The 12,607-nt window shown below is 63.0% G+C and carries 14 protein-coding genes; 7 read left to right on the forward strand and 7 right to left on the reverse strand.

What is annotated here, in order from left to right:
* Positions 1-12 precede the first annotated feature (12 nt).
* Genes OEZ71_RS09745 through OEZ71_RS09755 form a run of 3 tightly spaced genes read left to right on the forward strand, consistent with a single transcriptional unit; the run spans position 13 to position 3,192 of the window.
* A complete protein-coding gene (locus OEZ71_RS09745; protein WP_263739757.1) occupies positions 13-1,533 on the forward strand; it encodes a tripartite tricarboxylate transporter permease in 1,521 nt (506 codons plus the stop codon).
* Complete coding sequence (locus tag OEZ71_RS09750; protein WP_263739758.1) at positions 1,533-2,897, forward strand: DUF1446 domain-containing protein; 1,365 nt, start codon at positions 1,533-1,535, stop codon at positions 2,895-2,897. The genes OEZ71_RS09745 and OEZ71_RS09750 overlap by 1 nt, the downstream gene beginning before the upstream one ends.
* Positions 2,890-3,192, forward strand: coding sequence for a DUF4387 domain-containing protein (locus OEZ71_RS09755; RefSeq protein ID WP_263739759.1), 303 nt, complete (start codon positions 2,890-2,892; stop codon positions 3,190-3,192). The genes OEZ71_RS09750 and OEZ71_RS09755 overlap by 8 nt, the downstream gene beginning before the upstream one ends.
* A gap of 72 nt (positions 3,193-3,264) precedes the next feature.
* On the opposite strand, the gene idi is transcribed toward OEZ71_RS09755, so the two are convergent.
* From idi to OEZ71_RS09770, 3 genes are read right to left on the reverse strand one after another with little or no spacing between them, the layout of a single operon-like run.
* The gene (idi, locus tag OEZ71_RS09760) at positions 3,265-3,792 is read right to left on the reverse strand and encodes an isopentenyl-diphosphate Delta-isomerase (protein ID WP_263739760.1); all 528 of its coding nucleotides are present in this window, start codon (positions 3,790-3,792) and stop codon (positions 3,265-3,267) included.
* The gene (gene secB, locus OEZ71_RS09765; protein ID WP_263739761.1) at positions 3,789-4,304 is read right to left on the reverse strand and encodes a protein-export chaperone SecB; all 516 of its coding nucleotides are present in this window, start codon (positions 4,302-4,304) and stop codon (positions 3,789-3,791) included. The genes idi and secB overlap by 4 nt, the downstream gene beginning before the upstream one ends.
* A 57-nt stretch (positions 4,305-4,361) precedes the next feature.
* Complete coding sequence (locus OEZ71_RS09770; protein ID WP_263739762.1) at positions 4,362-4,838, reverse strand: FxsA family protein; 477 nt, start codon at positions 4,836-4,838, stop codon at positions 4,362-4,364.
* Positions 4,839-4,960: 122 nt separating this feature from the next.
* Between OEZ71_RS09770 and OEZ71_RS09775 the strand changes: the two genes are divergently transcribed.
* From OEZ71_RS09775 to OEZ71_RS09785, 3 genes are read left to right on the forward strand one after another with little or no spacing between them, the layout of a single operon-like run.
* Positions 4,961-5,617: a Tim44/TimA family putative adaptor protein gene (locus OEZ71_RS09775; protein ID WP_263739763.1), complete on the forward strand. Its 657-nt coding sequence runs from the start codon at positions 4,961-4,963 to the stop codon at positions 5,615-5,617.
* Positions 5,617-6,537: a murein transglycosylase A gene (gene mltA / locus OEZ71_RS09780; protein WP_263739764.1), complete on the forward strand. Its 921-nt coding sequence runs from the start codon at positions 5,617-5,619 to the stop codon at positions 6,535-6,537. Before OEZ71_RS09775 ends, mltA begins: the two co-directional genes overlap by 1 nt.
* On the forward strand, positions 6,534-7,115 hold the full coding sequence (locus OEZ71_RS09785; protein ID WP_263739765.1) for a Smr/MutS family protein: 582 nt from the start codon (positions 6,534-6,536) through the stop codon (positions 7,113-7,115). The genes mltA and OEZ71_RS09785 overlap by 4 nt, the downstream gene beginning before the upstream one ends.
* Here the strand turns inward: OEZ71_RS09785 and OEZ71_RS09790 are convergent.
* The 4 genes from OEZ71_RS09790 to hslV are packed head-to-tail and all read right to left on the reverse strand — an operon-like array spanning position 7,112 to position 11,231.
* Positions 7,112-8,233 (reverse strand): alpha/beta hydrolase, encoded by a 1,122-nt coding sequence (locus OEZ71_RS09790; RefSeq protein WP_263739766.1) that lies wholly within the window; start codon positions 8,231-8,233, stop codon positions 7,112-7,114. The two genes, OEZ71_RS09785 and OEZ71_RS09790, sit on opposite strands and share 4 nt — an antisense overlap.
* Before the next feature lie 58 nt (positions 8,234-8,291).
* Entirely contained in the window at positions 8,292-9,593 is a 1,302-nt protein-coding gene (gene hslU / locus OEZ71_RS09795) for an ATP-dependent protease ATPase subunit HslU (RefSeq protein WP_263739767.1), read from the reverse strand.
* Entirely contained in the window at positions 9,590-10,681 is a 1,092-nt protein-coding gene (locus tag OEZ71_RS09800; protein WP_263739768.1) for a hypothetical protein, read from the reverse strand. The genes hslU and OEZ71_RS09800 overlap by 4 nt, the downstream gene beginning before the upstream one ends.
* Complete coding sequence (gene hslV / locus OEZ71_RS09805) at positions 10,674-11,231, reverse strand: ATP-dependent protease subunit HslV (protein ID WP_263739769.1); 558 nt, start codon at positions 11,229-11,231, stop codon at positions 10,674-10,676. The genes OEZ71_RS09800 and hslV overlap by 8 nt, the downstream gene beginning before the upstream one ends.
* A 130-nt stretch (positions 11,232-11,361) precedes the next feature.
* Between hslV and mtnA the strand changes: the two genes are divergently transcribed.
* The gene (gene mtnA / locus OEZ71_RS09810) at positions 11,362-12,438 is read left to right on the forward strand and encodes an S-methyl-5-thioribose-1-phosphate isomerase (RefSeq protein ID WP_263739770.1); all 1,077 of its coding nucleotides are present in this window, start codon (positions 11,362-11,364) and stop codon (positions 12,436-12,438) included.
* The last annotated feature ends 169 nt before the right edge of the window (positions 12,439-12,607 follow it).

A 12,607-nucleotide genomic window follows, 5' to 3' on the forward strand; every position in this document is an offset into this window, starting at 1 on the left:
CAGGAGCCTTTCATGGATATCTTCGCCAATCTCGCGCTCGGGTTTTCCGTCGCGCTGTCGCCCTGGACGCTGACGCTTGCCGTGATCGGCTGCTTTCTGGGCACGATCATCGGTGCGCTGCCGGGGCTCGGGCCCTCGAACGGGGTCGCGATCCTCATTCCGATCACGTTTACTCTGGGGTTGGACGCAACGGCAGCCTTGGTCCTGCTGACCTCGGTCTATTACGGCGCGATGTATGGTGGGCGGATATCCTCGATCCTTCTGAACATCCCCGGCGACGAACCGGCGATGATGACCACGCTCGACGGTTATCCCATGGCCAAACAAGGCCGGGCGGGCGAAGCGCTGGTGATCTCGGGGGTCGCCTCCTTCGTTGGCGCTCTTCTTGCCACCATCGCGCTGGCTCTGGTCGCGCCCTATCTTGCGCGCATCGCCTACAAGTTCGGCCCGGCGGAGTACTTCGCGCTTTATGTTCTGGCCTTCGCCACGCTCGGCGGCATGGCCTCCCGAAATCAGGCCAAAGCCGGGTTGGCTGCGCTGATCGGCCTTGCCATCGCGACCATCGGACTTGACAACAATGCAGGCTTCGACCGCTTCACCGGTGGCAACCTGCACCTGAGCGACGGAGTTGACTTCCTCGTCGCCATCGTCGGCCTGTTTGCCGTGGCAGAAGTGTTTTTCTTCATCGAAACCCACGGCCGTGACAGTGCGGTCGGCGTGAAGCTGGAGCGTGTCGTCGTGCCCTGGGCCGAGATGTGGTCGACCCGCTGGACCATGCTGCGCTCTTCCGCCGTGGGGTTCATTGCGGGCGTGCTGCCGGGCGCGGGCGCCTCGCTTGGTTCATTCCTGACCTATATGATGGAAAAGGGCATCGCGGGTGAAAAAGGCGGGTTTGGAACCGGCGTCGCCAAGGGCGTTGCCGCTCCCGAGGCCGGGAACAACGCTGCAGCCGGTGGCGCGCTGGTGCCGATGCTGACGCTGGGCGTTCCAGGTTCGGGCACCACGGCTGTACTGCTCGCGGTCCTCATGACGCTCAACATCACACCTGGTCCGACACTTTTCGCCGACCGGCCAGAAGTTGTGTGGGGCCTGATCGCTTCGCTTCTGATCGCCAACTTCGTTCTCCTGCTGATGAACGTGCCGCTGGTCAGGGTCTTTGTGAAGGTGCTGATGGTGCCGCCCGCCCTGCTTCTGCCAGGCGTCACGATGATCTCCTTCGTCGGCATCTACTCGCTTTCGGGCAGCTATTTCGACCTTGTCCTGATGATCCTCTTCGGTGTCATGGGCTATGCGTTCCGCAAGATGGATATTCCCACGGTGCCGGTGATCCTCGGCATCCTTCTGGGCTACCAGATGGAAAACAACCTGCGCCATGCGATGACGCTTTCGGGCGGTGAATGGACCTATCTTTTCTCCTCGCCCATCGCCATCGGCCTCTGGCTCTTCGCGGTCGCCGGATTCGTCGCGCCGATCTTCCTGCGGGGCATGTTGCGCCGTCCGCAGGTGGCCGAGGCTGATAAGGTCATCGACTGATGGGACGGACACGGGTCCTGATCCCGACCGGGGCGCTGGGCGTCGCCTACGACCGTGACGCACTCGCGCGCGGGGTAGCCGCCCGGCCCGACGTCATCGCCGTCGATGGCGGATCGACAGACAGCGGCCCCGCCTATCTCGGGCGGGGCGTTTCCAAATACTCACGCTCTACGACCAAGGCCGAGTGGCGCGATCTGATGCTGGCCCGGGATAAGGCAGGCGTCCCGCTGGTGATCGGCACGGCGGGCACCTGCGGCACGGATGCGACGGTCGACTGGCTTTACGAGATTACCTGTGAACTTGCGGCGGAACTGGGGCAGATACTCACCGTAACCAGAGTCTATTCTGGCCAAAAACCCTCCGATATTGCCGCCGCGCTCGCAGCGGGCGGCATCACCGCCCTGCCCGCCGCGCCAGAAGTCGATGTGGACCTCATCCAATCCTGCACCAACATCGTCGCCCTTGCCGGGGCTGAGCAGGTCGCGGCGGCCCTGAACACCGGCGCCGACATCGTGATCGCCGGTCGCACCACCGACACCGCGATCATCGCTGCGCTGCCGATCCAACACGGTTGTCATCCCGGCGCTGCCTGGCACGGGGCAAAGATCGGCGAATGCGGCGCGCTGGCGACGACGAACCCGGCATCCGGCGTGATCCAGATCGATTTCGATGCGGCGGGGTTCACGATGGAGCCTCTGGCGCCGTCCGCCCGCGCCACTCCCTACACCGTCTCTGCCCATATGCTCTATGAAAATACCGACCCGTTCCTGCTGTACGAACCGGGCGGTATCCTGGACGTGACCGGCGCGACCTATACCGCGCTCGATGACCGCCGGGTCCGGGTCGAGGGGTCGGTCTGGCGCCCCGGACCCTACACGGTGAAACTCGAAGGCGCGCGGATCGCCGGCTACCAGACTGTGAGCCTCACCCTGCTTCGCGACCGTCACTATGTCGCGAATGCCCGTGGCTGGGCCGGCGAAGTCGCCGCGAAGGCGCGCAGCGATGTCTCCGCCCGGATGGACCTGAGCGATGGCCAGTTCGACATCGAGTTACGCCTTATCGGGGTCGACGCCACGCTCGGTCCGCTTGAAAAAGGCGCGCCGCCGCCTGCGGAGGTCGGCGTCCTCGCCATAGCCACCGCGCCGACCGAAGCGCAGGCAGCCGAGATCGGCAAGATCCTGAACCCCTACCTCCTTCACCATGCGCTAACTGAAGACGAACCGATGCCGACCTTCGCCTTCCCGTTCTCTCCCGCCGAAATGCCGCGAGGTGCACTTTACGAATTCTGCCTGCATCACGTTCTGTCCCTCGACGACCCGATGTCGGCCTTCCGCCTTGTCACGAATGAGGTCGGCCATGGCTGAACTCGGTCAGATCGCCCAAAAAGTCCGGTCGAAAAACGCTGGCCCCTTCTGGCTGACAATCGACGTTTTCTGCCGGAACAGAGCCGATTTTCAACGCATTGCATCAGGTGTGGACACAGACAGAGTCGCGGCTCTTTTCCGAACCGACCCGGATCAGATAAAGCGCTTCGATATCGCCGATCTAAACGTCGTGAAATTCTCACTGCCCCGTCCAGCCATACAAGGAACGCGCGCCGACCGTGACATGCACGGTGCGGCCTGGGCCGTCCTGCTGGAGGAAATGGAGATCGCCTGACCCCACTTTCTGTCTGAAAATACTCCGCAGGGGGTCCGGGGGACGCGAAGTCCCCCGGCATCTGCCCTGAAATCAGGCGCCAAAAATCCGGGCGCGATGCTCGGCCAGATAGATGCGCAGCCAGGGGGTAAACCGCGCAGGCTCTGCTGCAATCTCGGAAATCAGATCCGACAGCGTCACCCAACGCACGTCCATCACCTCATCGGGGTTCGGCGCCACATTCAACCCTGCGGGAGCAATGGCGGTGAAGATGTCCACCACCTCGTGTTCGACCATGCCGCCACCGACATCGGCGCGGTATTCGACCTGATCGGCAAAAACAGGGTCCACGCCTTTGATACCCAGCTCCTCCGCCAGCCGCCGCCGGGCGCAATCCTCGGCCGTCTCGTCCCAATGCGGATGCGTACAGCAGGTATTCGCCCAAAGGCCCGGCGTATGGTATTTGACCATGGCCCGGCGCTGGATCAGCACCCGTTCCCCATCCATCAGGAAAACCGACACCGCCTTGTGGCGCAGGCCTTCAAGATGCGCACCGATCTTGTCGAAGGGCGCAAGACGCCCCTCGACCCAGGCGGGTATCAGGTCGGCCGACGCTGTCACGAAACCTGTTCGGCCGGCTTCTGCTCGGCTGCCCGACGGGCAAGCTCCTGCCGGTAAAGCGCCAGGAAATCGACCGTGTCGATGTTGAGCGGTGCGAAACCGCCGTCACGGGTCACATCCGAGATGATGCGCCGCACGAAGGGGAACACCATGCGCGGGCATTCGATGAGCAGGAACGGATGCAGTTGCTCTTCCGGCACGCCTTCGACATGGAAGATCGCGCCATAGTCCAGCTCCAGAAGGAAAAGCGGCGACTTGTCGGCCTTGTTCGCCGACGTCACTTTGAATTTGGACACGACTTCGTACTGGTGCTCGACGCCGCGCTTGCGGGCATCGAGGCTGACCTGAACCTGAATGTCGGGCTGAATATCGGCGCTGGAGACGCCTTTCTGCGCCACGATATTTTCAAAGGACATATCGCGGATGAACTGCCCCAGCACGTTCATCTTCACCTGCGGTGCCTGTCCTGCCTGCGGCTGCTCCGGTGCAGCCCCGTTGCCGTTCTCGGCCATCTGGTCTCTCCCAAGGAAATCAAGTCGGCGCGGGTGTAGCACCTTGCAGGGACAGGCTCAATGCCGGGTCCAGCCCGATGGCGGGCGCGGATCGTTGTCGGGGTCGATTTCCACGAAATCACCATCAATGACATCGGGTCGATGTGGCTCGTGCGGCCTTGGCCGCTCGCCGACAGTAAAGCGCTCCACCCGGATACGACTGGCCAGATACCGCAGGACGGATGACCGCACCGCCGGAACCAGCAGCAGAAGGCCGACCGTATCGGTGAAAAAGCCCGGCGTCAGCAACAGCGCCCCGGCGAAGAGGATCAGCGCACCATGGGCGATCGGTTCGGTCGGGTCCCGCAACTCCTGCAGTGACCCGCGCAACTGCGCCAGCGCAAGCGCACCCTGCATCCGGACCAGCAGACTGCCTGCTACCGCCGTGGCCAGGACGATGGCAAGCGTCCACCACAGACCGATAAAGCCGCCGACCTGAATGAAGAGCGCAATTTCGATCATTGGTACCGCGATGAACGCGATCAGAAGCCACATGGCGTGTCCTTTTCCTTTTCTGGCGCAGAGTGGACTTGACCCAACCCGTGACTTACATAAGTGGAGAACAACAAAGTTACCAACCCTGCCGTGAAAACGCCTCGGCAAGAAAGGTCCGGCTGATGAATAACAATGTGATTTCTCTCCTCGTTCTGGCCGGGATCGCGATCTTCCTCATTCTTCGGCTGAAAAGCGTTCTTGGCACCCGCGAGGGTTTCGAAAAGCCACCGCTGCCGTCACCGCAAGCGGGCACCCGCAAGGGCAAGTTCGAAGTCATCGAGGGCGGCGTCGACCGCGATATTGCGGACCATGTGCCGGAAGACAGCGATGCAGCCCGCGCACTTGCCGCGATGAAGCAGGCAGAGCCCAGTTTTTCGGTTTCGGAATTCCTGTCCGGCGCGCGCGGCGCTTACGAGATGATCCTGATGGCCTTCGAAAAAGGCGATCTGGGCAGCGTGAAACCATTCATGTCGCCCGATGTTTACGAGACTCTCGACGAAGTGGTCGAAGCCCGCAAGGCGCGCGGCTTGACCGTGACGGCAGAGTTCATGGGCATCCGCGAAGTAAGCCTTCAGGATGCCGAGTTCGACCGGTCTTCGTCCGAAGGCGAGGTCACCGTGCGTTTCGCGAGCGAACTGATCTCTGCCGCGCGCGATGCTGCTGGCGAGGTCGTCGAGGGCAATCCGAACGAAGTGCGCCGACAGCGCGACGTCTGGACGTTTGCCCGCAAGATGGGGTCTGACGATCCCAACTGGCAGCTTGTCGCCACCGGCGAGTAATGCCGGCGGCGCGTGTTCTTGATTTCGGCGATCTTGCCGGTTGGGCCGCGGACGATCACGTCGCGGCCCTTTCTGCATACCACGCGACTGTCCATCTGCTTGGTCCGGACTGGCCGCGCCCCGATGGCGCAGAGGCACGCAGTTTCTTAGAAACGCATTTCGTGCCGGTCGAAACTGGTGCGCCACCGGGTCTGATTACCGGTTACTACGAACCTGAGGTCGAAGGCAGCGCGACTTGTACGCCGGGTTTTGCCCATCCCCTCTATGCGCCCCCTGAAGATTTGCCTGATGATGGCCCATGGTTGAGTCGTTCAGAAATCGAGGATGGCAATCTTCTTTCGGGGAACGAGCTTGTCTGGCTTTCCGACCCGGTTGAGGTCTTCTTTGCGCAAGTTCAGGGTTCGGTCCGTGTGCGCTTGGGCGATGGCAGCATCCGGCGATACGGATATGCCGCCAAAAACGGTCACGAATACCGTTCCGTTGGCAAGGAACTGACCCGGCGGGGCATTGGTGAAGCGGCCGGGATCACAGCTGACGGAATCCGCGATTGGTGCCGGGCCAATCCCGCGGCGGTGCAGGATCTTCTGCGCCACAATCCCTCCTTCGTCTTCTTCCAACACCTCGACCTTGCTGCAGAAACCGGCCCGATCGGCACAGCGGGCTGCCCGGTCACGCCCATGCGCAGCATTGCGGTCGATCCCGATGTGACCCCACTTGGCGCGCCGGTCTGGGTCGAGGGCGGGCCGCTCGCAACCCTGATGATCGCGCAGGATACGGGCAGTGCGATCAAAGGCGCGCAGCGTGGAGATGTCTTTTGCGGGACAGGGGCGGATGCCGGGCGCCGGGCGGGCGGTATGCGGATTTCAGGCAGATTAGTGACGTTATTTCCGCGTGAACTTGCCGAACGGATCGCGCCATGACGCATCGCCGCCGCCCGCTCAGCCCGGAGGAACGGGAGCTTTGGAGTCGTGTTGCCGCTTCAGCTAGGCCGATTCGTGCGATCCCGGCCAAGACGGCCGAGGCTGCACCTAAAACCCCACCGAAAAAGCCGCGCCCGACCCCCGCGGACTTTCATATCGGTCAGACCGCAAGACCACTGACAGCAGCACATGACCTTGTTCCCGCACTGGAGGAACGGCTTGCCGCCCAGCCCGTGCGCATGGACCGGCGTACCCATCAGCTGATGCTGCGCGGGAAGGTGAAGCCGGAGGCGCGGATTGATCTGCATGGCATGACAGTGGCCGAGGCGCATCCTGAGCTGATCCGGTTCATCCTGAACGCTCAAGGCGCGGGAAAGCGCATGGTTCTGGTCATCACTGGCAAGGGCAAGGTGAAGGACGATCACGGGCCGATTCCACAGCGGATGGGGGTGTTGCGACACCAATTGCCCAACTGGCTCAGCCAACCGCCCCTTGGCGCTGCGGTCCTGCAGGTGGCACCGGCCCATCTGAAACACGGCGGCGGTGGAGCGTTTTATGTCTATCTGAGGCGCGGCTAGGGCTGTGCGCCCGTGATAGCGGTGACCGGCAGCAAAACGATCTGAGTCGCGTTTTGCACCGTCAGCACCGCACCCGGCAGAAGTCCCGTCCGGCCGGTCCGATCCGCTGCCAATGCCGTATCGACATCTGCGATCTGGCTGAGAATTGCCAGAAGCGCCGGAGAATTGCCCGGATTGAAATGACCGCCGCCTTTGGAAAACGCGGTCGTGTCCAGAAGCGTGACATCAAGATCGGCCACTTCACTGACATCGGTGACATTGCCCAGCCGGTCGCGCTGCCCTGTAAGTCGCGCAGAAAGCGCCAGGGCCCGGTCTTTCTTCGAAGTGAAGATCAGGAAGGGTTGGGGCAGCCCTCCCATCCGGGTGGCCTGTGCGCGAAACACCTCGACGTCGATATCGGGCGAGACAAGAACCACGCCTTCGATCCGTTGACGCACCTTGTCATTGCCGCCAATGGCAACCTGACGCAGCGTCTCCATCGTCAGGGCGGAGCCCATTGAATGGGCGACGATCAGCACGCGTTCGGCCCCCGCTGCCACAACCTCGTTCAACAGATCCTCCAGCCCGTCCCGCGCGAAAAGCGCGCTGTCGCGGTCGTAGGCATAGCCGAGCGGATGGGCGCGGGAAGGCCAGGAATAGTTGACGAGTACCCCGCCAAGGTCGAGATCGTGTCCAAGCTGGGCCAGCCGATAGGCGCCTTCGGCGAAATTGTTGTTGAAACCATGCACGAAGAGCGTGACCTCCCGCTGGCCGCGCCGCTCCTGCTTCAGGGCGCGGGCAAGATCGGTGCGAAAATCCATAGTGCCTGCATAGGTCTGGAAATCGGTCGCAAGGAAATCGGTCTTCGGGTCGGGTGCGGCCCGCTCGGGTGTCCAGTGGATCTGGCCGGCCGCCCGGTCCGGTGGAATCGCAACGTCGAGCCGGACAAACCGCGTGGTGCCACTGCGCCCGCGTCCAAATTCGTCGCCCGTATCGGGGTCCGGCCCGCGCGTTGTGCCGACAAAAACAGTCTCTGTTTCACCGGTTTTTGCAGCATCTGGCACCAGAATGACACGCCCGCGCGTTTCGCAGGCGGCCAGCGTCAGGACGATCAGAAATCCGGTGAGTATCCGCGACATGCCAAACCCCTGCCTACAGCAGTCGCAATACAGCACGGGGGTCTGCCGTACCAGAGGATCAGAGGACGTACCGGCTGAGGTCGGTCGATCTGGACAGATCGCCGAGGTTCTTTTCGACAAAGGCGCCATCGACAACCACCGCCTCGCCTGCCCGGTCAGGGGCGGTGAAGCTAAGCTCCTCGAACACCCTCTCCATCACGGTATAAAGCCGACGCGCACCGATATTCTCGACGCTGCGATTGACCTCGGCTGCGATATGGGCAAGCGCCGCGATGCCGTCCTCGGTGAAACTGACATTCACCTCTTCCGTGCCCATCAGCGCGGTGTATTGCCGGGTCAGCGCATTGTCCGTCTCGGTCAGGATGCGGACGAAATCCTCCTCTGTCAGCGCGCGCAGTTCGACGCGGATCGGCAGGCGGCCCTGCAATTCGGGCAGCAAGTCCGACGGTTTGGCAATGTGGAAGGCGCCCGACGCGATGAACAGGATATGGTCGGTCTTCACCGGCCCGTATTTCGTGCTGACCGTCGTCCCCTCGATCAGCGGCAGCAAATCGCGCTGCACGCCCTCGCGGCTGACATCGGCGCCGCGCGTCTCGGCCCGGGCGCAAACCTTGTCGATCTCATCGAGAAAGACGATGCCGTTTTCCTGCACCGCCTCCAGCGCGGCCTGTTTGACCGCCTCGTCATCCAGCAGCTTGTCGGCCTCTTCCGAAATCAGCACTTCATAGCTTTCGGCGACCGTCATCTTCTTGCGCACCCGCCGCCCGCCAAAGGCCTTGCCGAAGATATCGCCGAGATTCATCATCCCCATGCCCTGCTGGCCGGGCAGGTCCATCATCGGCATCTGCGGCGCGGCTTCGGCCACTTCCAGCTCGATCACGGTAGTATCGAGTTCGCCCTTCTTCAGCCGCGTGCGGAACATCTCGCGCGTCTGCTCGCGGGCGTCAGGCCCGGCGATAGCCTCGATCACCCGTTCCTCAGCCGCCTGATGGGCGCGGGCCTTGACCTCTTCCCGCATCCGTTCGCGGGTCTCGATCATCGCGGTGTCCACCAGGTCGCGGATGATCTGTTCGACATCGCGGCCGACATAGCCGACCTCGGTGAACTTCGTTGCCTCTACCTTCAGAAATGGCGCCTTCGCGAGCTTCGCGAGCCGCCGCGATATTTCGGTCTTACCGACGCCCGTGGGGCCGATCATCAGGATGTTCTTGGGGTAAACCTCCTCGCGCAAATCATCGGGCAGTTGCTTGCGCCGCCAGCGGTTGCGCAAGGCGACAGCCACGGCGCGCTTGGCGTCCTTCTGGCCGATGATGAAACGGTCGAGTTCCGAGACGATTTCGCGGGGGGTCAGGTTGGTCATTTGCTCTCCGAATAGGGCGGAAGCCGGTCCTTGCCGGGAAAGTCGGGCAATGCGCGCATCAGGCCCGCGCGCATCTGCACCCACCAGGTGCCAAGGACAGTGAAGAAGGTGCCGAGGATGATCAGGATCTTGGCCCAGTCCATCGCGCCGGCATAGCCGTCGCCCGCGACGGCCCAGTAGATCACCGCGCCGATATAGGCGATGCCGGCGGTCAGCATTGACCGGCGGTCGATGACCAAAGCGATCAGGGCGAAGATCAGAAGGGCCACGGTCGTCGGCAGGATCGCCGCAGACCCGCCCCCGCCATAAAGGTTGCCCGCGATGGAATTCACAAGCGCGGCCCCGGCCAGTAGATGCAGCCAGAAGGCTGTCGCCGAATGCCGCCCGATCCGGCGCGGGTCCTGCATGTCGAACCACATCGCACCCGCGAAGGCGCCGATGCCGAAAACGAGGGATGCCAGCGTCAGATTGGCGCGCGGGGCGAAGCTGCGGGCCCAGCTGTCGATATCGTCGATCGTGCCGCCGGGATTGTAGCGGGTGAAGAGCGCATAGGTCGCCAGAAGAGCAAAGACGCCGAAGACGAACATCGAAAACGGCAGCCGGAACTGCCTGAACCAGACCAGAACCGCCCCCGCCGTCAGCGTCGCCGAGAGGAAGGCGATGCCCTTCAGCCCCATATCCATCTGGCTGAACACCGTGAAGAACGAAACGTAAAGCCCGCTTGCATAGGCGCTGACCAGCACCATGGACGGCAGGTTCATCCGCCGCTGCAACGTGAAATAGCCCGCCAGCGCCCAGGCGGTGATGGCGATGATTGCGGGGATCAGGATCAGGATGAACACCCCGCCAAGGACGCCCAGAAGGATCGCAAGACCCGCCAGCAGGATCGCAAGACCGGTGGCGATGAAAATCTCGGCAAAGCCCCGGAAGAACTCGAACGGCTCATCCTCGGCCGGAAGTGCTGCACGTCTGCCCGCCCGGTCATGGGCCAGCGCGGTCAGCCCCGCAGCCTGTGCCTCGGTCACGAGCCCGGCGGCGACGGCCGCGCGCAGATCGGCAGGGCCGAAGGTCTTGGCCTCATCAGCCACGGACCGTCTCCACCGTCAGGTTGCCGTTGGTGTAGACGCAGATATCGGCGGCGATGGCCATGGCCTTGCGGGCGACCTCTTCGGCCGAAAGCTCTGTCTCCATCAGACCCCGCGCGGCGGCAAGCGCGAAGTTCCCGCCCGAGCCAATGGCTGCTACGTCATGTTCGGGCTCCAGCACGTCCCCCGCGCCGGTCACGACCAATAGCGTCGTGCCATCCGTAACGATCAGCATCGCTTCCAGCTTTTGCAGGTATTTGTCGGTCCGCCAGTCCTTGGCAAGCTCCACGCAGGCGCGGGTCAACTGCCCCGGTGCAGCCTCCAGCTTTTTCTCCAGCCGTTCCAGCAGGGTAAAGGCATCCGCCGTTGATCCGGCGAACCCGCAAACCACGTCGCGCCCGCCGGGGGAAAGCCGCCGCACCTTGCGCGCGGTGCCCTTGATCACGGTCTGGCCAAGGCTCACCTGCCCGTCGCCCGCCACCACGACCTCACCGCCACGCCGCACACCGATGATCGTCGTGCCGTGCCAGCCGGAGAATTTGTCGTCTGCCATGGAAACCTCCAACTCGTCGCGACCCGAGATATGGCGGCATTCGTTGCCGCGCAACCCGCGACACATGCTTTCACTTGCAGGCGGCGCGCCTGCGCCTATCCTAAGTACTGGCCGGATCAGGAGAAAGACCATGAAAGTTGACGGCAGAGCCTATCGCACGATCTGGCCCGACCCGGATGGAGAATCGGTCATCATCCTCGACCAGACACTCTTTCCGCACCGGTTCGAGACAGCGCGGCTGACGGTCGTCGAGGATGCGGCCCGCGCGATTTCCGATATGCTGGTGCGCGGCGCGCCGCTGATTGGTGCAACGGCCGCCTATGGTATGGCGCTGGCGATGCGGGCCGATGCCTCGGACACGGCGCTGGCAAAAGCCTATGAGCAACTGCACGCCACCCGCCCGACCGCGATCAACCTGCGCTGGGCGCTTGACCGTATGCACGCGGTATTGCGCCCCCTGCCGCAAGGTGACCGCGCCGAGGCCGCATGGGAAGAGGCCGCGCGGGTCTGCGATGAGGATGTCGCGATCAACTCTGCCATCGGCGACAACGGCCTTGCGATCATCCGTGATATCGCCGCGAAGAAAGGCAGCGCGCCGGTCAACATCCTCACCCATTGCAATGCGGGATGGCTGGCGACCGTCGATTGGGGCACCGCCACCGCGCCGATCTATAAAGCACATGATGCCGGAATTCCGGTCCATGTCTGGGTCGATGAAACCCGCCCTCGCAATCAGGGCGCCTTCCTGACGGCATGGGAACTCGGCCGCCATGGCGTGCCGCATACGGTCATCGTCGACAATGCAGGCGGGCATCTGATGCAGCATGGCGATGTCGATATGGTGATCGTGGGGACCGACCGCACCACCGCGCGGGGCGATGTCTGCAACAAGATCGGCACCTATCTGAAGGCGCTCGCCGCGAAGGATAACGGCATCCCCTTCTACGTTGCGTTGCCGACGCCGACGATCGATCACCGTGTTCACGACGGCATTGCCGAAATCCCGATCGAGGACCGGTCGCAGGATGAGGTCCGCTTCATCTCGGGACGGTCGGGCGAGGCGGTGACACGGGTCGACCTGCTGCCTCCCGGCTCTGCCGCAGCCAATCCGAGTTTCGACGTAACGCCGGCACGGCTTGTCACCGCCCTCGTCACCGAAAAAGGTGTGATTCCTGCGACGGCAGAGGCGATTGCTGCCTTGAGTTGACCGGTCCTTGTTGCGGTCCAGCAATGCCGTGACGACACGCCGTTTCTAAGGATGGTGGCGGCCCCGATAGCCATCGCCGCCGCCTTTCTTTTCCTTTCTTAGCGGTACACGCTGACCGTAACGCACAGAAATTTAACAATTTCCGTTGAACTTTACCTTTCGCCGCCGT

The sequence above is a fragment of the Albidovulum litorale genome (assembly GCF_025751495.1).
GTDB classification, from domain to species: domain Bacteria; phylum Pseudomonadota; class Alphaproteobacteria; order Rhodobacterales; family Rhodobacteraceae; genus Albidovulum; species Albidovulum litorale.